Here is a 23,928-nt window from a genome sequence, read left to right on the forward strand (position 1 = left end):
GTCATGAGCAAGCCACGCGTCGCCGTCGTTTTCGGAGGTCGCAATTCTGAGCATGCCGTGTCCCTCATGGGCGCGGGCAGCGTGCTGGATGTGATCGACAGGAGTAAGTACGAGGTGATCCCCGTCGGGATCGCCCAGGACGGCAGGTGGGTGCTCGCCGCGTCCGACCAGCGGTTCGCCATCGAGGCCGGGGAACTGCCCGAGGTCGACACCTCGGGCGCCGCGCTCGCGCTGCCCAGCGGCGGCGCCGGGCTGGTGGCCTACGACCCCGGGAGCATCCCGGTCGAGCTCGGCTCGGTCGACGTGGTCTTCCCCGTCATGCACGGCCCGTTCGCCGAGGACGGCACCATCCAGGGCCTGCTGGAGATGGCCGGCGTCCGCTACGTCGGCTCCGGCGTGCTGGCCAGCGCCGTCGGCATGGACAAGGCCCACATGAAGACCGTGATGGCCGCCGCCGGGCTGCCGATCGGCCGTTACGTCGTCGTCCGCGACCGCGACTGGCGGCTCAACCGCGAGTGCGTGCTGAAGGAGGCCGAGGAGCTCGGCTTCCCGGTGTTCGTCAAGCCCGCCAGGGCCGGCTCCTCCCAGGGCATCTCCAAGGCCCACGACCGCGCCGAGCTGGAGGCGGCCGTCGAGTCCGCCCGGCTGCACGACCCCAAGGTGCTCATCGAGGCCGCGATCGAGGGCCGCGAGATCGAGTGCGCGGTGCTGGAGTCGCTCGGCGACGAGCCCGCCGCCGCGTCGATGCCCGGCGAGGTCAGGGTCGAGGGCGGCCAGGAGTTCTTCGACTTCGAGGCCAAGTACTACCCCGACCAGATGTCGCTCACCGTGCCCGCCGACATCCCGGCCGAGACCGCGGAAGAGTTGCGCGCGATGGCCGTACGCGCCTTCGAGGCGCTGGAGTGCGAGGGCCTGTCCAGGGTCGACTTCTTCTACACGCCCGACGGCCGGCTGGTCTTCAACGAGATCAACACGATGCCCGGGTTCACCTCGCTGTCGGTCGCGCCGCAGCTCTGGGCGGCCTCGGGGTTGTCCTACCCGCAGTTGGTCGACCGGCTGATCCAGCTCGCGCTGTCGCGCTCACCCGGACTGCGTTGACACGGCCCGCCCGATCGGCCCCGACAGCTTGGCGAGCACGTCGGACGCCGCGTGGTCGCCGCCGACCGTGACCTCCACGTACGTGGGCGCGGCCACGGCGGTGAACAGGATGGGCCTGTCCGGGTCGGCGAACCAGCCCACTCCGTCGATCTCCTGGAGCTGGTCGGTCGGCGCCATCCGGGCAGGACGCGGCACGCCGCAGCGCAACGCGATGGACGACTCACCCCAGACCGCCACGTACGGCGAGGCCGGCTCCGACGTGCCGCGCTCGGCGCCGTCGAGCGTCTTGGGCAGCAGGGGCGCGAGCCGGTCACAGGCCGCCGCCGCCTCCCCCGAAGGCTTGGGCGGATCGACCCGTACGGCGCCGCCGCAGCCGGCGAGTGCCAGAAGAACGAACAGAACGGCGGCGGCGCGCATGGAACCCGGTCCTCGAATGTGTCAGATATGAACGATCGGACACGTAAGAGTACGCGTGATCCCCTCCACCGCCTGAATCTGCGCCACGACCAGCTTGCCGAGCTCGTCGACGTTGCGCGCCTCCGCGCGGACGATCACGTCGTAGGGCCCCGTCACGTCTTCCGCCTGGGTGACCCCCGGAATTCCGGAGATCTCCTCGGCAACGGCGGCGGCCTTGCCGACCTCGGTCTGAATAAGGATGTAGGCCTGCACCATCACGTCCTCCCGGGCGATTGGATCACGCCGAAGGGCCACCGTACCCTGTGTGCGTCAGGAGGTGCGTCATCACAGTCGGAGATCTCGGCGAATTCGGTGTCGTAAATCGTATTGCCGGACGCCTGCCCCAGGGAGAGGGAGTCATGCTCGGCCCCGGCGACGACGCCGCCATGGTCGCCGCGCCCGACGGCCGGGTGGTCGTGTCGACCGATCTGCTGGTCGAGCGCAGGCACTTCCGGCTCGACTGGTCCGGCGGGCGCGACGTGGGCCGCAAGGCCGCCGCCCAGAACCTGGCCGACATCGCCGCCATGGGGGCCGTGCCGACGTCCATCGTGGTCGGGCTCGGCATCCCGGCCGACCTGCCCGTGGCCTGGCTCGACGCCCTGACCGACGGGTTCCGCGAGGAGTGCGCGGTGGTCGGCGCGAGCGTGGTCGGGGGCGACATCACCCGGTCCGACCTGGTGGTCATCGGGGTGACCGCGCTGGGCGACCTGCGCGGGCGGGCGCCGGTGACGCGGTCCGGGGCGCGGCCGGGGCAGGTGGTGGCCGTGGCCGGGCGGCTGGGGTACGCCGCCGCCGGGCTGGCGCTGCTGGAGGCCGGGGTCGCCGCGGAGTCCGCCGTGCTGGAGGAGGCGGTGACCGCCCATCGGCGGCCCTGCCCGCCGTACGAGGAGGGGCCGCGGGCGGCCGTTCTGGGCGCGAGCGCGATGCTCGACGTCAGCGACGGCCTGGTGCAGGACCTCGGGCACGTCGCCGCGGCCAGTGGCGTACGCGTCGAGCTCGATCCCGAGGCGTTCACCGTGGGGGAGCCGGTGGCGGCGGCGGCCAAGGAGCTGGGGAACGATCCACTCGAATGGGTGCTCACGGGTGGCGAGGATCACGCGCTCGCCGCGGTTTTCCCCCCGGACGTACGGCTGCCGTCGTCGTGGCAGGTCGTGGGCCGGGTGGTCGAGGGCGAGGGCGTCCTGGTGTACGGCCGTGACATGGGACAAGGTGGCTGGGATCACTTTCGGTGATGACTTGTCCTGATTTACGTGAAATTTTCCTGGTTTGGGGTGGCACTATCGGGATTATTGTGACAAGGACGTAGTAAAGGTGTTATGAAGATTGGCGGCCACTGCAACCGCGAGAAAGGGCAGCCATGGGCCGCCACGGCACCGGTGGATCCGACGATGGGGATGAACGGGGGAACGGCAGCGCTTTCTGGGGTCCCGACGATCCGGCCGAGGCGCCGGGCTGGCCGGCGTTGCCGGACCAGGTCGAGGTGACGGGGCAGTGGGCCCCGATGCCGCGCCGCGAGGACGGCCCGCCGCGGCCCGGCAGGCAGCCCGAGCCGTTCGAGACCACGGGGGCCTTCGCGCTGCCCGCCGACGCCACCCCGGGGTTCACGCCGTCCGACGACCCCGCAGGCTCCTTTCCGCCGCCGTCCGGGCCCGCCTTCTCCGGGTCTGCGTATTCCGAGCCGTCCGGGTCCGCGTTCTCCGGGCCCGGGTACTCCGAGCCGAACAGGCCCGCCTTCTCGGGGTCTCCCTATCCCGAGCCGAACGGGGCCGGGCCGTTCGAGGTGACGGGCGCGTTCGCCCGCCCGGCCGACTGGGACGCCGTCGGCCCCTCCGCCGGGCCCTCGTCCCAGCCGGACGCCACGGCCGCCTTCGGCGCCCCGCCGAGCTTCGACGCCTCCGGCCGCACCACCGGCCCCTTCGACGCCCCTCAGCGCAACACCGGCCCGTTCGACGCGTCCGGTCGTAGCACGGGCCCGTTCGACGGTCAGGGCAGGAGCACCGGGCCCTTCGACGCACCGGAGCCCGGGAGCACGGCCAGGTTCGACGTTCCCGAATCCGGCGGCACCGCCAGGTTCGACGTGCCCGGCGGTTCCGACGCGGCCTTCCCGGGAAGGCCGCCGGAGCCCGGTGACGTGAAGGTGGCCGGGGAGCCCACCGCCGTGCACACCCCCGCCTGGGCGGAGGCCGAGACCGGCTTCCTGCGCTCGGGCTGGTCCTCCGACCAGGACCTCGACGACCTCGACGAGCCCGACGAGTCCCGCGGCCGCCGCCGGGGCGGCCGGCGCAAGTCGTCCAGGGGCGGCGGCGGTGGCGACGACGACGGCCCGGACGCCCCCACCGGCGGCGGCAGGGGCAAGGGCAACGGCAAGGGCCGCATGGCGCTGCTGTCGGTCGCCGCCGTGGCCGTCGTGCTCGGCGGCACGGTCGCCGGCGTGAAGCTCATGAGCTCCTCGGGCGACTCCGGCACGTGCGCGGACGCGAGCTGCGCCGCCGTCCACACCAGCACCAGCCCCACGACCGCCGCGGTCTCCGACCCCACCGAGGACGAGGAGGAGCCCACGGAGGAGCCGTCGGAGGACGAGGAGACGAGCACGCCCTCCGACGCCCCGACGACCACCGCCCCCACGTACGGCAACCGCCCCCCGCGCCGCACCTCGGCCCCCACCCCCACGCCCACCAGGACGAGGCCGAAGCCCTCGGCCAAGCCGACGCGCGCCCCCGAGCCGTCCACCGAGGAGACGATCTCCGAGACCCCGACCGACGACGCCACGTCCATGGGCAACTCCGACACCGGCGTGGTGCCCACGGTGGGCAGCAGCGCCGTGCCCGAGACCACCTCGACGGCCGGGTCCGGCGGGAGCGGCGGTTCGGTGAACGTGCGGCAGACGGTCAAGCAGCGGCTCACCACGTACTCGGCCAAGCTGCGCGTCACCAACCAGTCGCAGGCCCCGCTGGACGACGCGACCTTCTCCCTCCCGGTCGAGGGCCGCGTCATGGACGTGAACGGCGGCACCTGGACCCAGGACGGCGACCTGCTGATCATCGACCTGTCGGGCTCGCTGGCCGCCGGCGACTCGGTGGACGTCACGTACTCGGCGACGGGCAAGGCGCAGGAGCCCGGCGCGTGCGGGCTGGTCGGCGGGGAGTGCGCCATCGGCTGAGTGCCGGATAAGTGCCGGTCGAGTGGTTGGATGGGGTCATGACGACCCCTCCACGTGTGCTGACCGTCGCGGGCTCCGATTCGGGAGGCGGCGCGGGCATCCAGGCCGACCTGAAGACCATGATGGCGATGGGCGTGCACGGCATGAGCGTGATCGCCGCCGTCACGGCCCAGAACTCGCTGGGCGTCCAGGGTTACTGGGAGCTGCCGCCGGAGGCCGTGCGCGCGCAGCTCGACTCCGTGCTGGGCGACATCGGGGCGCAGGCGGTCAAGACCGGGATGCTGGCCTCACCGGTGCTGGTGGAGACGGTGGCCGAGGTGCTGGGGGCGTACGACGCGCCGGTGGTGGTCGATCCCGTCGGGGTGTCCAAGCACGGCGACTCCCTGCTCGCCCCCGAGGCCGTGGACACGCTCAGGACCCGCCTGCTGCCCGTCGCCACCGTCGTGACGCCCAACCTGTGGGAGGTGGAGCAGCTCACCTCCGTCAAGGTCGAGAACGAGGACGACCTGCGCAGGGCCGCCGACGCCGTGCTCTCGCTCGGCCCGGCCTGGGCCCTCATCAAGGGCGGCCATCTGCCCGGCGCCCCCGTCGACCTCCTGACCGACGGCACGACCGAGCACCGCTTCGCCGCCGAACGCCTCGACAACCGCCACACCCACGGCACGGGCTGCACCCTCGCCTCGGCCCTCGCCTCCCGGCTGGCGCTCGGCGACGACGTCCCGACGGCGGTGGGGAAGGCCAAGGAGTACGTGACGGGCGCGATCGCCCGCGGCTTCCCCCTGGGCGGCGGCATCGGCCCGGTGGACCACGCCTGGCTCTGGCGCTGACCCCCGGCCCCTCCACGCCCGGCTCCGGCGCTGAGATCCGCCCTCCACGCCTGCCCTGCCCCCGCCACAGCGGGGTCGGCGCCGGGGTCGGCGGGGGCGGGCACGACGAAAACCCGTCACTCCTACGACCAGGAGTGACGGGCTTCGCGAAAGACGAGAACTAGCGGGTGACCTTGCCCGCCTTGATGCACGAGGTGCACACGTTCAGCTTCTTCGGCGTGCCGCCGATGACCGCGCGGACCGTCTGGATGTTGGGGTTCCAACGACGACGGGTACGGCGGTGGGAGTGGGACACGTTGTTGCCGAAGGTCGGCCCCTTGCGGCAGACATCGCAGACGGAAGCCACGGTATCGCTCCTTAAAACAGTCGATGTAGCCCTGTCCGCTGATGCATTCCGGGCGGAGGGCATGCCGGGACAACCGGCCAGCCAGACGAGAATATCTGATCCACACCATTGGGCGCGAACCAGAGCACTGGACGGTGGCCGGTGCGGGGATATTCTCCTCCAACAAGGTAGCGCATGCGGGGAGGTCGAAGGAGCGCAGATGAAGGCCCTCGACCCGCCCGCGGTGCGACGCTGGGCCCGCCTGGCCGCCGACGCCCTCGGCAGCGCGAGGTCGGAGATCGACGCCCTCAACGTGTTCCCCGTGGCCGACGGCGACACCGGCACGAACCTGCACCTCACCATGCTGTCCGCGGCCGAGGCCGTCGAGTCCCTGCCCGACGACGTGGACGCGGCCGTGGTGTGGCAGACGCTCGCGTACGGCGCGCTGGTCGGGGCGCACGGCAACTCGGGGGTCATCGTCAGCCAGGCGCTGCGCGGGCTGGCCGAGGTGCTCAAGGACGGTCCGGACCTGCGTGCCGGGCTGCTCAGGGCGTCCACGCTCGCCAGGGAGGCCGTGGCCAGGCCGGTCGAGGGCACGGTGCTGAGCGTGCTGGAGTCGGCCGCACGGGCCGCCCAGGACGTGGACGGCGACGCGTGCGAGGTGGCCCGGCAGGCGGCGCGGGAGGCGCGGGCCGCGTTGCGCCGTACGCCGGGGCAGCTTGAGGTGCTGGCCCGCAGCGGGGTCGTGGACGCGGGCGGGGCGGGGGCGGCGATCATGCTGGAGACCCTGGCCGCCGTGCTCACCGACTCCTACAGCGACCACTACGACGTGCCCGCGCCGACCGCCCGGGTGACGCCGATGACCGAGGTGGGGGCCGGTTACGAGGTGATGTACCTGCTGGACGCCGACGAGCGGGCGGTGGCCGTGCTGCGCGACGAGCTCGACGCCATGGGCGAGTCGCTGGTCGTGGTGGGCGGTGAGGGCCTGTGGAACGTGCACGTCCACGTGGCCGACGCGGGGGCGGCCGTGGAGGCGGGGTTGCGGGCGGGGCGTCCGTACCGGATCAGGATCACCTACCTGGCCGAGCGGACGCACCGGGGCAGGGCGGGCAGCGGCGTGGTGGCGGTGGCGGCGGGCGACGGGATCGCGGCGCTGTTCGAGGAGAGCGGCGCGGTCGTGGTGCGCCGCGCGCCCGGCACCCGTCCGGTGCTGCCCGAGCTGCTGGCCGCGATCAGGCAGGCGGGCGCGGAGGTGGCCGTGCTGCCGAACGACGAGGGCGTCCTCGCGGTCGCCGTCGCGGCGGCCGAGATCGCCCGCGAGGACGGCGTGGTCGTCAGCGTCCTGCCGACCAAGGCGACCGTGCAGGGGTTGTCGGCCCTGGCCGTGCACGACCCGCTGCGCCGGTTCGACGACGACGTGGTGGCCATGACGGACGCGGCCGGCCACACCAGGCACGGGCATCTGACGGTGGCGGACAGGGAGGCCTTCACCAGCGCGGGCGTGTGCAGGCCGGGCGACGTGCTGGGCCTGATCGACGGCGACGTGGCGGTGATCGGCGGCGACCTGGAACGCGTGGCGAGGCTGATCGTCGACAGGATGCTGGCGGGCGGCGGCGAGCTGGTGACCCTGGTCACGGGCTCCGGCCTGCCCGAACGGCTCGCCGTCCGCCTGGAGGACCACCTGCGGCGCACCCGGCCGGACGTGGACCTGGCCGTCTACGACGGAGAGCAGGGCGGCTACCCGCTGCTGATCGGCGTCGAGTAGCGGTCCTGGCCCCTTCCGCGGGCGACTCCGGGGCCCGGTGCGGGATTCCTGTCGGCCACAGGCGGTAGAACTGGATCCCGTGAGCCGTTTCGACGAGCCCCTGACCAAAGCGCTCGACCCGAAGACCGCCAAGCTGCTGCACAGCGTGCTCGGCCTGGAGACGGTCGGCGACCTGCTGCGCCACTACCCGCGCCGCTACGCCGAGCGCGGCGAGCTGACCTCGCTCGACGCGCTGGAGGTCGACGAGCACGTCACCGTGGTCGGCGAGGTGACCAGGCTGATGCGCAAGCCCATGCGCAACCGCGGCGGCACGTGGCTGGAGGCCGAGGTCGTCGACGGCAACGGCAACCGGATCTACCTGGCGTTCTTCGGCAAGGGCTCCCATGTGGCCGAGTCGCGGCTCAAGCCGGGGCGGCGCGGCATGTTCGCCGGCAAGGTGGGGCTGTTCGGGGCGCGGTCCAAGCCGCGCTGGCAGCTCTCGCACCCCGAGTTCGAGCTGTTCGAGGAGGGCGAGGCGAGCGCCGAGGAGTTCGCCTCGGCGCCGGTGCCGATCTACCCCGCGGGCAAGGACCTGACGCCGTGGGCGATCAGGCGGGCGGTCGGCGTGGTGCTCGACACGCTGGGCCCGCTCGACGACCCGCTGCCCGCCGAGCTGCGGGCCAGGCACGGCCTCCAGCCGCTGGCCGAGGCGCTGGTGGCCATCCACCGGCCGAAGGACTTCGCCGAGGTGGGCCGGGCGCGCAAGCGGCTGAAGTTCGACGAGGCGTTCGTGCTGCAGGCGGTGCTGCTCCAGCGCCGCCAGGCGGCCACGGCGTGGCCGGCCAAGGCGCGTCCGAGGCGTTCGGACGGCATGCTGGCCGACTTCGACGCGCGGCTGCCGTTCACGCTCACCGAGGGGCAGGCGCAGGTGGGGGAGGAGATCGCGGCCGACCTGGCGCTGGAGCACCCGATGCACCGGCTGCTGCAGGGCGAGGTGGGCGCGGGCAAGACGGTCGTGGCGCTGCGGGCGATGCTCCAGGTGGTCGACGCCGGCGGCCAGGCCGCGCTGCTGGCCCCCACGGAGGTGCTGGCCCAGCAGCACCACCGCTCGATCACGAACATGCTGGGCGAGCTGGCCCAGGGCGGCATGTTCGGCGGCACGGCGGTCACCCTGCTGACGGGTTCGATGGGCGCGGCGGCCCGGCGTTCGGCGCTGCTCGACGCGGCCTCGGGCACGGCGGGCATCGTGGTCGGCACGCACGCCCTGCTCCAGGAGCACGTCCAGTTCGCCGACCTGGGCCTGGTGGTGGTCGACGAGCAGCACCGCTTCGGCGTGGAGCAGCGTGACGCGTTGCGCGAGAAGGCGGGCGGCGGCCGTCCCCACGTGCTGGTGATGACCGCGACCCCGATCCCGCGCACGGTCGCCATGACCGTCTTCGGCGACCTGGAGGTCTCGACGCTGTCGCAGCTCCCGTCGGGGCGCGCGCCCATCACCACGCACGTCGTGCCCGCCGCCGAGAAGCCCCACTATCTCGAACGCACCTGGCAGCGGGTGCGCGAGGAGGTGGAGCTGGGCCGGCAGGCGTACATCGTGTGCCCGCGGATCGGCGACCTGGAGGGCGACGAGGGCGACCTGGCCTCGGGCGGCGACGACGAGCGGCGTCCGCCGCTGGCCGTGCTGGAGGTCGCCGAGCTGCTGACCCAGGGCCCCTTCCAGGACCTGCGCGTCGAGACCCTGCACGGCAAGCTCCCGCCGGAGGAGAAGGACGCGATCATGCGTTCCTTCACGAAGGGCGAGGTCGACGTGCTGGTCGCGACCACGGTCATCGAGGTGGGCGTCGACGTGCCCAACTCCTCGGTCATGATCATCATGGACGCCGACCGCTTCGGCGTCTCCCAGCTACACCAGCTCCGCGGGCGGGTGGGCCGGGGCGGCCTGCCCGGCCTGTGCCTGCTGGTCTCCGACTTCCCCGAGGGCACCCCGGCCCGTGCCCGCCTCGACGCGGTGGCCATCACGCTCGACGGCTTCGAGCTGTCCCGCGTCGACCTGGAGCAGCGCCGCGAGGGCGACGTCCTGGGGGCGGCCCAGTCGGGCAAGCGCAGCTCGCTGAAACTCCTCCAGCTCCTGCGAGACGAAGACCTCATCACAACAGCGAGGGACGAAGCCGCAAATCTCCTGTCGGATGATCCCGAACTGGCCCACCATGAGGGCCTGCGCGCCGAGATAGCCCGCCTCCTGGAGGACGAGAAGGCGGAGTACTTGGAGAAGACGTGAGGGCCCGGGAAACCGCGGAGCCGGTCAACAAGGGCTCGCGTGACGGCGGCGAGCCGGTGAAGGGTCAGAGGCCGTTACATGGACGGCCATCAGCCGAAGTAAGGCGAGTGGGAGACCACGCGAAGCCGTAAGAGAAGAAGATGTGAAAACCCAGCCGCGGGGACGGCCTCCCCCCGAATGCCGTCCCCGGCTGGGCCCACCCTCGGGTCAGGTGCCGAGGGAACCGGCGTGCGGAAGGGCTCACGATCACGCCGGTCGGCCTTCATGTGGGTCACCTTGAAGGCCGCAGACTCATCATGCGGGCCGATCCGCCCGATGTGAATCACCCTTGCGCAGTCGAGGCCGACACTTGTCCACTCTTGACCTGCGCGAACATGCGGAACAATGGTCCTTATGACTCGGATCATCGCGGGGAGCGCGGGTGGGCGGCGGTTGGCCGTGCCGCCGGGGCGCGGCACGAGGCCGACCAGCGACAGGGCCAGGGAAGGCATCTTCTTGACCCTCGACTCCCTCTACGGCCTGCGTGAGGCCCGCGTGCTCGACCTGTACGCCGGTTCTGGCGCCGTGGGCCTGGAGTCGCTGTCCAGGGGCGCGGCCCACGCGCTGCTCGTCGAGTCCGACGCCAAGGCGATCCGGACGATCAGGGCCAACATCCGGTCGCTCGAACTCGAAGGCGCCGAGCTGGTGGGCGACAAGGTGGAACGGGTCCTGGCCAAGCCGCCGGAGGAGCCGTACGACATCGTCTTCGCCGATCCGCCGTACGCGCTGGGCGACGGCGAGGTGACGCGGGTCCTGGAGCTGCTGCGCGACAACGGCTGGCTGGTGGACGACGGGCTGGTGGCATTCGAGCGGGAAACCAGGGGAAAGTCCTTGATATGGCCGGAAGGTTATGTTGAGGAGAGGGTCCGTAGATACGGCGAAGCATCCGTTTGGTACGGTCGCGCCGCCGGGAACCCGTAGACCTGGGAGGCGTCTTGCGCCGCGTTGTCTGCCCGGGGTCGTTCGACCCCATCACCAATGGCCACCTCGACATCATCGGCCGATCCGCCCGCCTGTACGACGAGGTGGTCGTGGCGGTCCTCATCAACATCGAGAAGAGCAGCCTGTTCACGGTCGACGAACGGATCGAGATCCTTCAGACCGTGACCAAGGAGTACCCCAACGTCAAAGTGCAGAAGTTCCACGGCCTGCTGGTGGACTTCTGCAAGAACAACGACATCCCCGCCATCGTCAAGGGCATCAGGGTCGTCAGCGACTTCGACTACGAGTTGCAGATGGCCCAGCTCAACTACCGCCTCTCGGGGGTCGAGACGCTGTTCATGCCCACCAATCCCGAGTACTCCTTCCTGTCCTCCAGCCGGGTCAAGGAGATCGCGCGGTATGGTGGCGACGTGTCCGGCCTGGTCCCTGACCTGGTGCACAAGCTGCTCATCGAGCGTCTCAGGGGCTGACCGCGACCTGGTATCCTTTCATTTCGGCCTTGTACGACGGCGAACGTCTTCGCCATGCCTAGCGAGAGCAGGATGACTCAGCACCTCGACCCCCGCTCCCCTTGGGTGCTCTCCACTCATGATCTGGGGAAGCGACCGGGCACGATGCGGCAGATGACCCTGTCCCTTCCGGCACCGGCTAACCTCGGCGTCGACATGATCGGTGTCCCCAAAGACGCCGAAGTCGAGCTGGACCTCCGGCTCGAAGCAGTGATGGAAGGCGTGCTCGTCTCGGGCACGGCGCACACCCCGCTCGCCGGGGAGTGCGCGCGGTGCCTTGACCCGATCACCTCGGACATCGAGGTCGATCTGCAGGAGCTGTTCTTCTACTCCGACGAGGACGCCTCGGAGGAGGACTCACTGCTCGACGGAGAGCTGCTCGACCTCGAGCCGACGTTCCGCGACGCGGTGGTGCTCGCACTGCCGCTGAGCCCCGTGTGCCGCGAGGACTGCGAGGGGCTCTGCACGGAGTGCGGGATCAAGCTGGCCGAGGCCGGCGCCGATCATCGGCACGAGAAGATCGATGCCCGCTGGGCGTCGTTGCAAGGTCTGGTTTCCGAGAACGATAACGATCAGGAGAAGTGACGTGGCCGTCCCGAAGCGAAAGATGTCGCGGAGCAACACCCGCGCCCGTCGCTCCCAGTGGAAGACGACTGCTGTCGCCCTGGTGAGCTGCCCGCAGTGCCGTTCGCCCAAGCAGCCGCACATCGCGTGCCCCACCTGCGGCACCTACAACCGTCGTCAGGTCATCGAGCCGTCCGCCTGATCACACTGACAGCAGGCCCGCCCGTCACACCGGCGGCGGGCTCACCGTCAGCAGTTGACGTGATGCCGACCGGGTGCCATTGTGCCTCGGTCGGCGTTAACGTCTGTAGAAGCGTACGGCGGCGGTTCGCCCGCGGCCGTGGTGGACGCCGGGGCTAACGCGTTACCCCGACGCCCACCACGTTTTCGGGCATCTTCCGCGGCCGCCTTGTGAAGATGTCCGAGGAGGAAACACGTGGGCGCAGGTCCTAAGCCGGTGGCCGTGGAGGTCGCCAGGGAAGAGCTGCAGCGGGTCCTGGTCGTCGGCCTCGACCCCGACATCCTGGAGCGGGCCCTGACGCACCGCTCCTACGCGTACGAGAACGGCGGCCTGCCCACCAACGAGCGCCTGGAGTTCCTCGGCGACTCGGTGCTGGGTCTCGTGGTCACCGACACCCTCTACCGCAACCACCCCGACCTGCCCGAGGGGCAGCTCGCCAAGCTGCGCGCCGCGGTGGTCAACATGCGCGCGCTGGCCGACGTCGCCCGCAACCTGGGCCTCGGCCGGTTCCTGCGGCTCGGCAGGGGCGAGGAGGGCACCGGCGGGCGCGACAAGTCCTCGATCCTGGCCGACACGCTTGAGGCGCTGATCGGCGCGATCTACGTGGACAAGGGCCTCGACGAGGCGTTCCGGGTCGTCCACCTGCTGTTCGACCCGCTGATCGTGCGTTCGGCCTCGCTGGGCGCGGGGCTCGACTGGAAGACGTCCTTGCAGGAGCTCACCGCCTCCGAGGCGCTCGGCGTGCCCGAGTACCACGTCGAGGAGAGCGGGCCCGACCACGCCAAGTCGTTCACGGCGATGGTCCGCGTCGGCGGCGAGTCCTACGGCTCGGGCACCGGGCGCAGCAAGAAGGAGGCCGAGCAGCAGGCGGCCGAGGCGGCCTGGACGCGCATCCGGGCCCGCCGGGAGCAGCGCGAGAGCCAGCCCGCGAGCTGACCCCGGCGCTCGGGAAGCCCTGCCGGGCGCCCGGCGTTGTGCCTGGGGGTCCACGCCCGCCGGTCCCCGCGCGCCCAGCCGGTCCGGGCGTCGGGGGCGTCGAGGGCGCGGAGTCGAGAGAACGGGTGGTGCACGGTGCCTGAGCTGCCGGAGGTCGAGGTCGTCAGGCGCGGCCTCGCGCAATGGGTCGTCGGCCGCGAGATCGCCGCCGCGGAGGTGCTGCACCCGCGCGCGATCAGGCGGCACCTGCCGGGGGCCGACGAGTTCGCCGCCCGCCTGAAGGGCCGTACGGTCCTGTCGGCCGAGCGGCGCGGCAAATACCTGTGGCTGCCCCTGTCGGGCGCCGAGGAGGCCCTCCTGGCCCATCTGGGCATGAGCGGCCAGTTGCTCGTCGTCGATCCCCAGACGCCGCCCGAGAAGCACCTGCGCGTACGCCTCCGCTTCGAGGACGGCGGCCCCGACCTGCGCTTCGTCGACCAGCGCACGTTCGGCCACGTCATGCTGACCCCGCTCGTCGGCGGTGTGCCCGCGCCGATCGCGCACATCGCGCCCGACCCGTTCGAGGAGTCGTTCGACGAGGCGGAGTTCACCCGCAGGCTCAGGGCCAGACGCACCGAGATCAAGCGGGCGCTGCTGGACCAGTCGCTGATCAGCGGCGTCGGCAACATCTACGCCGACGAGGCGTTGTGGATCGCCCGGCTGCACTGGGCGCGTCCCACCGAGACGCTGACCCGTCCGAAGGTCGCCGAACTGCTGGCCGGGGTCCGCATGGTCATGGGCGCCGCCCTCCGGCAGGGCGGCACCTCCTTCGACAGCCTCTACGTCAACGTCAACGGCGAGAGCGGCTACTTCGACCGTTCCCTGGAGGTCTACGGCCGCCGCGACCTGCCGTGCTCCCGCTGCGGAACGCCCATCAGGCGGGAGGCGTTCATGAACCGGTCGTCGTACTCCTGCCCCAAATGCCAGCGAAAGCCGCGGTGAGCAGGGCCAGCGCGGCGCCCAGCCACATCACCGACGAGATCGACACGCCGTCCACCACCCGGCCGCCGGCGAACGAGCCGAGCGCGATCGAGACGTTGAACGCGCCCACGAACAGCGCGGTGCCCAGCTCGCCCCCGCCCGAGCGCATGATCCACAGCTGTAGTGCCACGCCGACGCCGCCGTAGCCGAGTCCCCACACGACGAGCATGACCAGCGGCAGCCCGACCAGTGCCAGCGCCGCCGTGGACACGGCGATGAGCAGGGCCAGGACGATCAGCACCGGCTTGGGGTTCCTGGCCGCCCTGGCGCCCGCGACGAAGTTGCCGACGACGCCGGCGGCGCCGTACACCAAAAGGGCGACGCTGACGAGCCCGGGACCGGCGTCGGAGACCTGCTCCAGGAACGGCCGGACGTAGGTGTAGGCCGCGAAGTGCCCGGTGATGATCAGCACGGTCGCCGCCAGCACGACCCTCAGCGCGCCCGGCAGCGGCGCGCGCGAGCCGCCGGCGGCGTCCTCGCCCGGCATGGGCGGCAGCACGGCGGCGAGCAGCCCGAGCAGCACCAGCGCCAGCCCGCCCATGACCCCGAACGACGTGCGCCACCCCGCCGCCGAGGCGATGAGCGTGGCCGCGGGCACGCCGAGCACCGAGGCCACCGCCACGCCGCCCAGGATGACCGACGTGGCCCGGCCCACCGAACGCTCGGGCACCAGGCGCAGGCCGAGCCCGGCCGCGAACGCCCAGAACCCGCCGATGCTGATCCCGGTCAGCACCCGCGCGCCCAGCATGACGGGGAAGCTCGTCGCGAACGCCGCCGCCAGGTTGGCCACCGCGAGCAACGCCATCAGGCCGAGCAAGGGGACGCGCCGGTCCAGCCGCCGGGTGGCCAGGGCCAGCACAGGCGCCGAGACGGCGGCGACCAGCCCCGGCAGCGACACCATCAGCCCGGCCGTGCCGTCGGACACCCCCAAGGCGGAGGCGATCGAGGTCAGCAGGCCGACGGGCAACATCTCGCTGGTCACGATGGTGAAGGTGCCCACCGCGACGGACAGCACGGCGAGCCAGCGGGCCCGCGCGACGGTGGAGGTCTCAAGAGTCGTCATGCCGTTCAGCCTGGTCATCGGCGGGGGGCGGAACAATGACGAAGCTCGAAGCCTTGCTTTAGGCAGGCTAAGTGATCGCGTCCGGGGAGTGGCATGGAGTTCAGGGAACTGGAGTGCTTCGTCGTGCTGAGCGAGGAGCTGCACTTCGCGCGTACGGCCGAGCGCCTGTATCTGTCGCCCGGCAGGGTGAGCCAGCTCATCGGCGCGCTGGAGACCCGGATCGGCGGCCGGCTGTTCGACCGCACCAGCAGGCGGGTGCGCCTGACGCCGCTTGGCCGGCGGTTCCTGGCCGACCTGCGGCCCGCCTACGACGGCATGGCGGCGGCCGTGTCGCGGGCGACGGCCTCGGCCCGGGAGGTGGCGGGCCTGCTGCGGGTGGGGTTCCTGGCCACGCCGACCGAGATCGTCACCGGGAGCGTGGCGGCGTTCGAGCGCCGGTATCCGGGCTGCATGGTCGAGCTGGTGGAGGTGCCGCTCTCCGACCCGTTCAGCAAGCTGCGCGAGGGGCGGGTGGATCTGACGTTCACGCTGCTGCCCCTCGAAGAGCCCGACCTGGAGGGCGGCGCGGAGCTGAACCACTGCCCGGTCGAGCTGGGGCTGTCGGTACGCCATCCGCTGGCCGCCCGCGCCGGCGTGGACGCCGAGGAGCTGGCCTCGGTCGCCCTGTTCGGCCTCGACGACCCCGCCCCGCGCCGCTGGCAGGAGCACATCGCCCCCACCCTCACCCCTTCGGGGCGGCGAATCGCGCGGGCCGGCTCGGTGGCCACCACCCAGGAGGGCCTGACGCAGGTCGCGCTGAACCGCGGCGGCATGCTCTTCTGCAAGCCGAGCGCCGACCACCATCGCCGGCCCGACATCGCGTTCGTGCCGGTCACCGGCCTGCCTCCGTCGATCCTGGGCCTGGCCTGGCTGCGGGCCGGACGTACGGCCGCGATCCTGGCCTTCAACGAGTTGGCCATGGAAGTCGTACGGCGGCATGAGACGGTGGCGGCATGACGGATACGAAGAGTAATGGCGATAAAGCTTCGGAAAACGTCCGAGTAACCGCCTGGGTGCGGGGGAGGGTCCAGGGAGTGGGCTTCCGGTGGTGGACGCGCGCAAGGGCGTTGGAGCTCGGCCTGACCGGCTGGGCGCGGAACACCGACGACGGCCGGGTCGAGGTCGTCGCCGAGGGGCCGAGGGAGGCGTGCGTCAAGCTGTTGGAGCTGCTCAAAGGTTGCGACACGCCGGGAAGGGTCGATGGAGTGGTGGAACGATGGAGTGAAGCCCGAGGTAGTTTGGCCGGTTTTGTAGAGCGGTAGTCGCTTTTGCTAAACGGCCCAAATAGGGTATAGTTGTATGTCGGGAGTGCCTATCAGTAGGGCGTTGCGGTTGGATCGACTTGACCGCCCACACTGCCGGTGCGACTCTTGTTAAGTACCACGCGCACCCCTCCCGCGGAATAGAAGTGCGCGAACCAGTCTGGTCACTCAGCGTGGAGGACCCTTTACCATGGCGAAGGCTCTATTCGGCCACGTCGGCGGTCCTGACCCTCGGATGGTCTCGGAGATGCGCCGCTTGCAGCAGCGTATCCGGGATCTGGAGGCAGAACTCATCCGACTTCAGGCCACGAACGACGCTCTTGCGGCGCAGACCCGCGACGAAGCGCTCAGTCGCTTGCAGGAGCGCGAGCCGGCACTCACCTGAGAGTGATCGGAGCGCAAGACCCAGGGACGTCTCGAAGAGGCGTCCCTTGTTATTTTCCCTGGTGAAAAAGCGCTGGTCATCGACATGCCCACGACGGGCGGCCGGGACCAGTAGGCTTTTCCGAAGCCCGTTCAGCCGGAGGGCGGGGAGACAGGGGGTCGGCGTTTGTACCTGAAGACCCTCACCCTGCGCGGCTTCAAGTCCTTCGCCTCGGCGACCGCCCTGCGTCTCGAACCGGGCATCACGTGCGTCGTCGGCCCCAACGGCTCGGGCAAGTCCAACGTCGTCGACGCCCTGGCCTGGGTCATGGGCGAGCACAGCGCCAAGTCGCTGCGCGGCGGCAAGATGGAGGACGTCATCTTCGCCGGCACCTCCTCCAGGCCGCCCCTGGGCCGCGCCGAGGTGACGCTGACCATCGACAACTCCGACGGCGCGCTGCCGATCGACTACACCGAGGTCACGATCAGCCGGCTGATGTTCCGGTCGGGGCAGAGCGAATACGCCATCAACGGCGACACCTGCCGCCTGCTCGACATCCAGGAGCTGCTGTCCGACTCGGGCATCGGCCGCGAGATGCACGTCATCGTCGGCCAGGGCCAGCTCGACGCCGTGCTGCACGCCGGCCCCGAAGACCGCCGCGCCTTCATCGAAGAGGCCGCGGGCGTGCTCAAACACCGCAAGCGCAAGGAAAAGGCGCTGCGCAAGCTCGACGCCATGCAGGCCAACCTCACCCGGGTCCAAGACCTCGCCACCGAGCTGCGCCGCCAGCTCAAGCCGCTCGGCCGCCAGGCGGAGATCGCCCGCAAGGCCGCCGTCATCCAGGCCGACCTGCGTGACGCCCGGCTGCGGCTGCTCGCCGACGACCTGGGCATCCTGCGCGCCACGCTCGAACGCGAGGCCGCCGACGAGGCCGCCGTCATGGCCAGGCGCCACCAGGTCGAGACCGAGCTGGCCGAGGGCCAGCAGCGCGAGGCCGCCCTGGAGGCCGCCGAGGCCGAGGCCCAGCCGCGGCTGAGCGCCGCCCAGGAGACCTTCTTCAGGCTCTCCTCGCTGCGCGAGCGCATCACCGGCCTCGAACAGCTCGCCGCCGAGCGCCACCGCCACGCCCTCGACGCCGCCGCCATCGAACGCCGCGGCCGCGACCCCGAAGACCTCGAACGCGAGGCGGGCGAGGTGCGCGAGCAGGAGCACATGCTGGGAGCCGAGCTCGAGCACGCCCAGGAGCTGCTGGAGGAGGCCGTCCAGCGGCGGGCCGCGGCCGAGGCCGAGCTGAGCGCGGAGGAGCAGCGCCTGGCGATGGCCGCGCGGGCCGCCGCCGACCGCCGCGAGGGCCTGGCCAGGCTGCGCGGGCAGGTCGGCTCCGTACGCAGCAGGGCGCGGGCGGCCGAGGAGGAGATCGGGCGGCTGGAGAAGGCCGTGGCCGACGCCGCCGAGCGCGAGCGGCAGGCCCTGACCGACCTGGAGACCCAGCAGGAGGAGGAGCCCGCGGCCGATCCGGCGCTCGCCGAGGAGCTGGCCACCGCGCAGGCCGTGGTCGAGGAGGCCAGGGCCGCCGCCGACGAGGCCCGCGTGGCCGCAGACGAGGCCAAGGCCGGGCTCGACGGGCCGCGTGCCGCCCTCCAGGTCGCCAAGGCGGGCGTCACCACGGCCCGCGCCGCCGACCAGGAGGCCCAGCGCTCGGTGGCCGCGCTCCAGGCCCGCCGCGACGCCCTGGAGCTGGGCCTGGCCAAGGGCGACGGCGGCGCCGCGCTCCTCGACGCCGACCTGGCCGGGGTGCTCGGCCCGCTGGCCGCCTCCATGCACGTCACGCCGGGCGCGGAGCTGGCCGTCGCCGCCGTGCTCGGCCCGGTCGCCGAGTCCGTCACCGTCAAGACGCTCGACAGCGCCGTCGAGGCGCTCGATCTGCTGCGCGGCACCGACGCGGGGCAGGTCACGCTGCTGGTGGCCGAGGCCGGGGTTTCGGACACCGCCGATCACTCCCAGGTTGCGCGATCGCGGCCCGAGGCGCCGCCGGGCGGGCGGTGGGCCGCCGATCTGGTCGTCGTGCCCGACGAGCTGAGGCCCGCGCTCGACCACGTGCTGGCGGGGGTCGTGGTGGTCGGCGACCTCGAAGCGGCCCGCGAGCTGGTGGGGCGGCGTCCCGGCCTGCGCGTGGTGACCGAGGGCGGCGACGTGCTCGGGGCCCATCTGGCCAGTGGCGGGTCCGCCGGCGGCACCTCCGTCCTCCAAGTGCGGGCGGCGCTCGACGAGGCCGTCCACGACCTGCGGGAGGCCGAGTCCAGGGCGGAGGCGACGGCCGAGGCGCTCGACCAGGCGATCGAGGCCGAGCAGGCGGCCCAGACGGCCGTCGAGGCGGCCCAGGCGCACGTCAACGAGGCCCAGAGCGCGGTCACCACCGCCCAGGCCGGCGTGAGCGCCGCGCAGGGCGTCCTCGACCAGGTCAGGGCCCGCCAGCGGGAGGCCGACCAGCGCAACGCGGCGGCGGCCAGGCGGCTGGCCCAGCTGGAGGCCGCCGCGCACGCCGCCCACGCCGAGGCCGAACGCCTGGCCCGCAGCGTCACCGCGGCCCAGGACGCCCGTACCGAGGGGCTGGAGGAGCTGGCCGAGCTGGAGATCCGGCTGGCCGAGGCCGAATACGCCCAGGAGCTGGAGACCGAGCCCACCACCGACCTGCGTGACGAGCTGGCCCTCACGTGCGAGGCCGTCCGGCAGCGCGAGATGGACACCCGGCTGCAGGTGCGCACCGCCGAGGAGCGCGTCAAGGGCATCGAGGGCCGCGCCGACGGCCTGCTGCGGGCCGCCCAGCGTGAGCGCCAGGAACGCGCCCAGGCCGCCGCTCAGCGGGCCAGGCGCAGGCGGCAGGCCGTGCTCGCCGAGGCGGTCAGCAAGGGCGCCAGGCAGGTGCTCAGGGGGCTAGCCTCCTCGATCCAGCTCGCCTCCCGCGAGCGCGACGACGCCGACCTCGCCCGCGTCGCCGTCGACGCCGAGCTCAAGCAGGTGCGCGTGCGCGTGCGCGAACTGGGCCAGGAGCTCGACAAGCTGGTCAACCGCGCCCACGGCAGCGAGATGGCCCGCACCGAGCAGCGCCTGCGGCTGGAGCAGCTCCAGGAGCGGGCGATGGAGGAGTTCGGCGTCGACGTCGAGACGCTGGTCTCCGAGTACGGCCCCGGCGCCCCCGTCCCCGGCGATCCGCCCGTCCCGTACGTGCGCGAGGAGCAGGAGAAGCGGGCCAGGGCCGCCGAACGGCAGATGACCCAGCTCGGCAAGGTCAACCCGCTGGCGCTGGAGGAGTTCGCCGCGCTGGAGGAGCGCCACGCCTTCCTGACCTCGCAGCTCGAAGACCTCAAGAAGACCCGCCGTGACCTGATGACCGTGGTCAAGGAGGTCGACGACCGGGTCGAGCAGATGTTCGCCTCGGCGTACGAGGACGTCGCCCGCGAGTTCGAGCAGATCTTCACCCGGGTCTTCCCGGGCGGCGACGGGCGGCTCGTGCTCACCGACCCCACCGACATGCTCACCACGGGCATCGAGGTCGAGGCCAGGCCGCCGGGCAAGAAGGTCAAGCGGCTGTCCCTGCTGTCGGGCGGCGAGCGCTCGCTGACCGCGGTGGCGTTCCTGATCTCCATCTTCAAGGCCCGGCCCTCGCCCTTCTACGTGATGGACGAGGTCGAGGCCGCCCTCGACGACACCAACACCCAGCGCCTGCTCACCTTGTTCGAGGAATTGCGGCAGAGTTCCCAGCTCATCGTCATCACCCACAACAAGCGCACGATGGAGATCGCCGACGCCCTCTACGGCGTGTCGATGCGCGGCGACGGTGTGACGCAGGTGGTCAGCCAGCGGTTGCGGGAGCGCGAATCCGCCTGATCCGGCCTGTCATCATCCGTGTGCCTTGGGCATGACCATGCCGGTCGATCTGGAAAACTGACATCTTGTGGATGGTTACCTCGGCGTCATAGTGATCGTGGTCGTCGTCGCCCTGCTGGCGGCCGGCGGCCTCTTCCTGCTGTTCAGGCCGGGTGGCAAGGCGGCGCCCCCCGTGCCGCCGCCGCAGGCGCCGCCGCTTCCCGAGGAGGAGAAGCGGCCGGCCGGCCCGGTCGAGGAGGTCGACGGCGCGGTCACCACGGTGCCGCCGCCGGTCGCGCCGGCCGAGCCGATGGTCATCGCGCCCGAGGTCGAGGTGCCGCCGCCGTCCGCGGGGCGGATGGTGCGGCTGCGCTCGCGCCTGGCGCGTTCGCAGAGCGCCCTTGGCCGCGGCCTGCTGGAGCTGCTGTCCCGCGACCGGCTCGACGACGATGTCTGGGACGAGATCGAGGAGAGCCTGATCACCGCCGACGTGGGCGTGGCCCCGACCCGCGTGATGGTCGAGGAGCTGCGCACCAAGGTCAAGGTGCTGGGCAGCCGTACGCCTCAGGAGGTCAGGGCCCTGCTGCGCGAGCAGCTCCTGACCCAGGTCAACCCCGACCTCGACCGTGGCCTGCACGTGCAGAAGCACGGCGAGCGGCCCGCCGTGGTCCTCGTCGTCGGCGTCAACGGCACGGGCAAGACCACCACCACGGGCAAGCTCGCCCGCTCGCTCATCGGCGACGGCAAGAAGGTCGTGCTCGGCGCGGCGGACACCTTCCGCGCGGCGGCGGCCGACCAGCTCCAGACGTGGGGCGAGCGGGTCGGCGCCGAGACGGTGCGCGGGCCGGAGGGCGGCGACCCGGCCTCGGTGGCCTTCGACGCCACGGCCAAGGGCATCGAGGACAAGGTCGACGTCGTCATCGTCGACACCGCGGGCCGCCTGCACACCAAGACCGGCCTGATGGACGAGCTGGGCAAGGTCAAGCGGGTCATCGAGAAGAAGGCCACGGTCGACGAGGTGCTGCTCGTGCTCGACGCCACCACCGGCCAGAACGGCATGCGCCAGGCCCAGGTGTTCGCCGAGGTGGTGAACATCACCGGCATCGCGCTCACCAAGCTCGACGGCACCGCCAAGGGCGGCATCGTGATCTCCGTGCAGCGCGAGCTGGGCGTGCCGGTCAAGCTGGTGGGGCTCGGCGAGGGCCCCGACGACCTGGCGCCCTTCGACCCCGAGGTGTTCGTGGACGCGATCCTGGGCGACTAGCCCCTTTTTACGGCCATGTCCTAATTCATACCGAAATGGCCATTACCAGAAAAGTCTTGAGTCGTTAGTTAGCTTTGTGCTGACATGTTCGGGTTATCCGCGATCACCTAAGGGATGCCCATGAAGAAGATCGTCGTTCATCGTCCCGGGACTGTCAGGCCCTCCACGCTCGCCTCACCGCGACACGGCGTTTGACCTGTCTCTGGGTCGGCGTTTCCACCCGGGAACGCCGACCGTTGGGAAGGGGGCGGTCGTGAGGACGATCGCCCTGGACGCGGACCGCCGGGCCGCCGGGCCCTACACGATGGCCGCCGCGCTGCTCGACCTGCTGGTCCCCGAGGCGCTCGACCGGCGGCCCGACCTGGTCGCCGCGCACGACGTGGAGCTGCGGGTCGCGGCGCCACGCCTGCGGCCGCTCGTCCCCGTACGCAGGCGCTCGCTGGCCGACGACCTGCCGAGGGCGCAGCGCATCCTCATCCCGGGGGCGCGCCGCAGCCTCAGGATCGCCAACGGGCTGGCCGAGTTCGTCCGTGGGCTGCTGACCGTCACGGGGCCGCTCACGCTCGTCGTGTCGAACCTGGGCGAGGCCGACCACACCGACGCCGAGCTGGTCGAGGTGCTGCGCCGCCGGATCGACCCGGGGCTGCTGCGCGTCGAGGAGGGCCCGTCCTCGCCCGGCGAGGGCCCGTTGTGCGCGGACTTCGACCGCTACCGCGACGAGGGCTTCCACCACGCGATGGCGGAGTCGGGGACGGAGGCGCTGCGCGGCATGGCGTACGAGGACGACCCCGAAGGGTGGCGGACCCTCGTGCAGCGCGTCGCCGCGGCCATGGAGGCCGTGGAACGAGAGGAGGAGGCCCGCGCGCTCTACGACCGGGCCCGGCGCGTCAGCACCGACCCCAAGCACCGGGCCACGATCGCCTACGCCACCGCCATGATCCTGGTACGCCACCACGACCCCGCCCGCCGCGACCCCGGCGAGGCGATGGCCTGGATCAACGAGGCCGTCACGATCACGTCGTTGCTGCCCGACCCCCGCGAACGGGCCTTCCACCTCGGCTTCGACCTCAACGGCAAGGCGCTGGTCGAGCTGCGCGCCGGCCGCGCCGACGCCGCGCTCCGGCTGGTCGAGCAGGCCATCGCCCTGGCCGACGAGCACCTGTCGGGTGAGCACCCGGTGCACCGGCTCGTGCTGCGCGCCAACAGGGCCCAGCTGCTGGCCCAGGCCGGCCGGTACGAGGAGGCGCTGGTGGACTACACCGCGGCGATCGACGCCGATCCCGGCTATCCGGACTACTACCTCGACCGGGGAAACCTGCTGAACAAGCTGGGCAGACCGGCCGAGGCCCTGGCCGACTACGAGGCCGTCATGCGGCTCAGCCCGCCCTTCCCCGAGGCGTACTACAACCGCTCGGAGCTGCGGTTCGCGGCCGGCGACCTGGAAGGCGCCCGCGCCGACCTCGACCGCACGCTGGAGCTCGACCCCGACTTCGCCCCCGCGTACGTCAACAGATGCGGCCTCCTCGCCCTCCACGGCGAGTACGAGCGGGCCAGACGGGACGTGGAGCGCGGCCTCGCGCTCCGGCCGCGCGACGCCCACCTGTTGTGCGTGCTCGGCCAGGTGGAGACGGCCCAGGGCCGCTACCCGGAGGCGTACACGGCCTTCGACACCGCGCTGGAGATCGACCCCGACCTGGCCGCCGCGTGGGGGAACCGGGCCGTGGCCGCCTTCGAGCGCGGCGACCACGACGGCGCGCTGTCCGACCTGACCCGCGCGCTGAAGCTGACGGAGACGGCCGAACTGCTGTTCAACCGGGCGATGGTCTACCGGGAGCTGGGAAGGGCGAAGGAGGCCAGACAGGACCTGCTCAGAGCCGCCGAGCTGGCCCCGGACGACCAGGACGTCGGGCGGGCGCTGGCCGAGGTCTGAGGG

General features: G+C 71.9%; 22 protein-coding genes. 18 read left to right on the forward strand and 4 right to left on the reverse strand.

The genetic code is table 11. The features are described from left to right. The first annotated feature begins 3 nt into the window (after nucleotides 1–3). Nucleotides 4–1,098, forward strand: coding sequence for a D-alanine--D-alanine ligase family protein (locus ACIHAD_RS18120; RefSeq protein WP_397355618.1), 1,095 nt, complete (start codon nucleotides 4–6; stop codon nucleotides 1,096–1,098). Here the strand turns inward: ACIHAD_RS18120 and ACIHAD_RS18125 are convergent. Beyond that, nucleotides 1,081–1,515, reverse strand: a complete 435-nt coding sequence (locus ACIHAD_RS18125) for a DUF3515 domain-containing protein (protein ID WP_397355619.1) — start codon at nucleotides 1,513–1,515, stop codon at nucleotides 1,081–1,083. The two genes, ACIHAD_RS18120 and ACIHAD_RS18125, sit on opposite strands and share 18 nt — an antisense overlap. 21 nt (nucleotides 1,516–1,536) lie before the next feature. Next, a complete protein-coding gene (locus tag ACIHAD_RS18130; RefSeq protein ID WP_125637145.1) occupies nucleotides 1,537–1,770 on the reverse strand; it encodes an Lrp/AsnC family transcriptional regulator in 234 nt (77 codons plus the stop codon). A gap of 68 nt (nucleotides 1,771–1,838) precedes the next feature. Between ACIHAD_RS18130 and ACIHAD_RS18135 the strand changes: the two genes are divergently transcribed. From ACIHAD_RS18135 to thiD, 3 genes are all read left to right on the forward strand, one after another. Beyond that, entirely contained in the window at nucleotides 1,839–2,786 is a 948-nt protein-coding gene (locus ACIHAD_RS18135; protein ID WP_397355899.1) for a thiamine-phosphate kinase, read from the forward strand. Nucleotides 2,787–3,016: 230 nt separating this feature from the next. Beyond that, entirely contained in the window at nucleotides 3,017–4,714 is a 1,698-nt protein-coding gene (locus ACIHAD_RS18140; RefSeq protein WP_397355620.1) for a hypothetical protein, read from the forward strand. 38 nt (nucleotides 4,715–4,752) lie between these two features. Next, nucleotides 4,753–5,541, forward strand: a complete 789-nt coding sequence (gene thiD / locus ACIHAD_RS18145) for a bifunctional hydroxymethylpyrimidine kinase/phosphomethylpyrimidine kinase (protein ID WP_397355621.1) — start codon at nucleotides 4,753–4,755, stop codon at nucleotides 5,539–5,541. A 160-nt stretch (nucleotides 5,542–5,701) separates the two neighbouring features. On the opposite strand, the gene rpmB is transcribed toward thiD, so the two are convergent. Beyond that, nucleotides 5,702–5,887 carry a 50S ribosomal protein L28 gene (rpmB, locus tag ACIHAD_RS18150; RefSeq protein ID WP_049556934.1) on the reverse strand — a complete coding sequence of 62 codons (186 nt, stop codon included), beginning with the start codon at nucleotides 5,885–5,887 and terminating at the stop codon, nucleotides 5,702–5,704. 199 nt (nucleotides 5,888–6,086) lie between these two features. On the opposite strand from rpmB, the gene ACIHAD_RS18155 reads away from it, so the two are divergent. From ACIHAD_RS18155 to mutM, 8 genes are all read left to right on the forward strand, one after another. Further along, a complete protein-coding gene (locus tag ACIHAD_RS18155) occupies nucleotides 6,087–7,631 on the forward strand; it encodes a DAK2 domain-containing protein (protein WP_397355622.1) in 1,545 nt (514 codons plus the stop codon). A 79-nt stretch (nucleotides 7,632–7,710) separates the two neighbouring features. Further along, the gene (gene recG, locus ACIHAD_RS18160) at nucleotides 7,711–9,885 is read left to right on the forward strand and encodes an ATP-dependent DNA helicase RecG (protein ID WP_397355623.1); all 2,175 of its coding nucleotides are present in this window, start codon (nucleotides 7,711–7,713) and stop codon (nucleotides 9,883–9,885) included. A 393-nt stretch (nucleotides 9,886–10,278) separates the two neighbouring features. Next, nucleotides 10,279–10,845, forward strand: a complete 567-nt coding sequence (gene rsmD / locus ACIHAD_RS18165) for a 16S rRNA (guanine(966)-N(2))-methyltransferase RsmD (RefSeq protein WP_397355624.1) — start codon at nucleotides 10,279–10,281, stop codon at nucleotides 10,843–10,845. Nucleotides 10,846–10,859: 14 nt separating this feature from the next. Continuing rightward, complete coding sequence (coaD, locus tag ACIHAD_RS18170) at nucleotides 10,860–11,336, forward strand: pantetheine-phosphate adenylyltransferase (RefSeq protein WP_397355625.1); 477 nt, start codon at nucleotides 10,860–10,862, stop codon at nucleotides 11,334–11,336. Nucleotides 11,337–11,390: 54 nt separating this feature from the next. Continuing rightward, nucleotides 11,391–11,960 (forward strand): YceD family protein, encoded by a 570-nt coding sequence (locus ACIHAD_RS18175; RefSeq protein ID WP_397355626.1) that lies wholly within the window; start codon nucleotides 11,391–11,393, stop codon nucleotides 11,958–11,960. Between the two features lies 1 nt (nucleotide 11,961). Then, a complete protein-coding gene (rpmF, locus tag ACIHAD_RS18180) occupies nucleotides 11,962–12,141 on the forward strand; it encodes a 50S ribosomal protein L32 (protein WP_033409409.1) in 180 nt (59 codons plus the stop codon). A gap of 255 nt (nucleotides 12,142–12,396) precedes the next feature. Then, entirely contained in the window at nucleotides 12,397–13,116 is a 720-nt protein-coding gene (rnc, locus tag ACIHAD_RS18185; protein ID WP_357697776.1) for a ribonuclease III, read from the forward strand. A gap of 135 nt (nucleotides 13,117–13,251) precedes the next feature. After that, nucleotides 13,252–14,097, forward strand: coding sequence for a bifunctional DNA-formamidopyrimidine glycosylase/DNA-(apurinic or apyrimidinic site) lyase (gene mutM / locus ACIHAD_RS18190; protein WP_397355627.1), 846 nt, complete (start codon nucleotides 13,252–13,254; stop codon nucleotides 14,095–14,097). On the opposite strand, the gene ACIHAD_RS18195 is transcribed toward mutM, so the two are convergent. Beyond that, the gene (locus tag ACIHAD_RS18195) at nucleotides 14,045–15,199 is read right to left on the reverse strand and encodes an MFS transporter (RefSeq protein ID WP_397355628.1); all 1,155 of its coding nucleotides are present in this window, start codon (nucleotides 15,197–15,199) and stop codon (nucleotides 14,045–14,047) included. The genes mutM and ACIHAD_RS18195 overlap by 53 nt on opposite strands. A 93-nt stretch (nucleotides 15,200–15,292) precedes the next feature. Here ACIHAD_RS18195 and ACIHAD_RS18200 point away from each other — a divergent pair, with 93 nt between their 5' ends. From ACIHAD_RS18200 to ACIHAD_RS18225, 6 genes are all read left to right on the forward strand, one after another. Further along, nucleotides 15,293–16,195: a LysR family transcriptional regulator gene (locus ACIHAD_RS18200; protein WP_397355629.1), complete on the forward strand. Its 903-nt coding sequence runs from the start codon at nucleotides 15,293–15,295 to the stop codon at nucleotides 16,193–16,195. Beyond that, nucleotides 16,192–16,500 carry an acylphosphatase gene (locus ACIHAD_RS18205; protein ID WP_397355630.1) on the forward strand — a complete coding sequence of 103 codons (309 nt, stop codon included), beginning with the start codon at nucleotides 16,192–16,194 and terminating at the stop codon, nucleotides 16,498–16,500. The genes ACIHAD_RS18200 and ACIHAD_RS18205 overlap by 4 nt, the downstream gene beginning before the upstream one ends. A 190-nt stretch (nucleotides 16,501–16,690) precedes the next feature. Further along, the gene (locus ACIHAD_RS18210; protein ID WP_397355631.1) at nucleotides 16,691–16,885 is read left to right on the forward strand and encodes a hypothetical protein; all 195 of its coding nucleotides are present in this window, start codon (nucleotides 16,691–16,693) and stop codon (nucleotides 16,883–16,885) included. A 165-nt stretch (nucleotides 16,886–17,050) separates the two neighbouring features. Further along, the gene (smc, locus tag ACIHAD_RS18215) at nucleotides 17,051–20,752 is read left to right on the forward strand and encodes a chromosome segregation protein SMC (protein ID WP_397355632.1); all 3,702 of its coding nucleotides are present in this window, start codon (nucleotides 17,051–17,053) and stop codon (nucleotides 20,750–20,752) included. A 67-nt stretch (nucleotides 20,753–20,819) separates the two neighbouring features. Then, nucleotides 20,820–21,995, forward strand: coding sequence for a signal recognition particle-docking protein FtsY (ftsY, locus tag ACIHAD_RS18220; RefSeq protein WP_397355633.1), 1,176 nt, complete (start codon nucleotides 20,820–20,822; stop codon nucleotides 21,993–21,995). A gap of 253 nt (nucleotides 21,996–22,248) precedes the next feature. After that, nucleotides 22,249–23,925, forward strand: coding sequence for a tetratricopeptide repeat protein (locus ACIHAD_RS18225; RefSeq protein WP_397355634.1), 1,677 nt, complete (start codon nucleotides 22,249–22,251; stop codon nucleotides 23,923–23,925). Nucleotides 23,926–23,928 lie beyond the last annotated feature (3 nt).

The organism is Nonomuraea sp. NPDC052265 (assembly GCF_044547985.1).
GTDB lineage: Bacteria > Actinomycetota > Actinomycetes > Streptosporangiales > Streptosporangiaceae > Nonomuraea.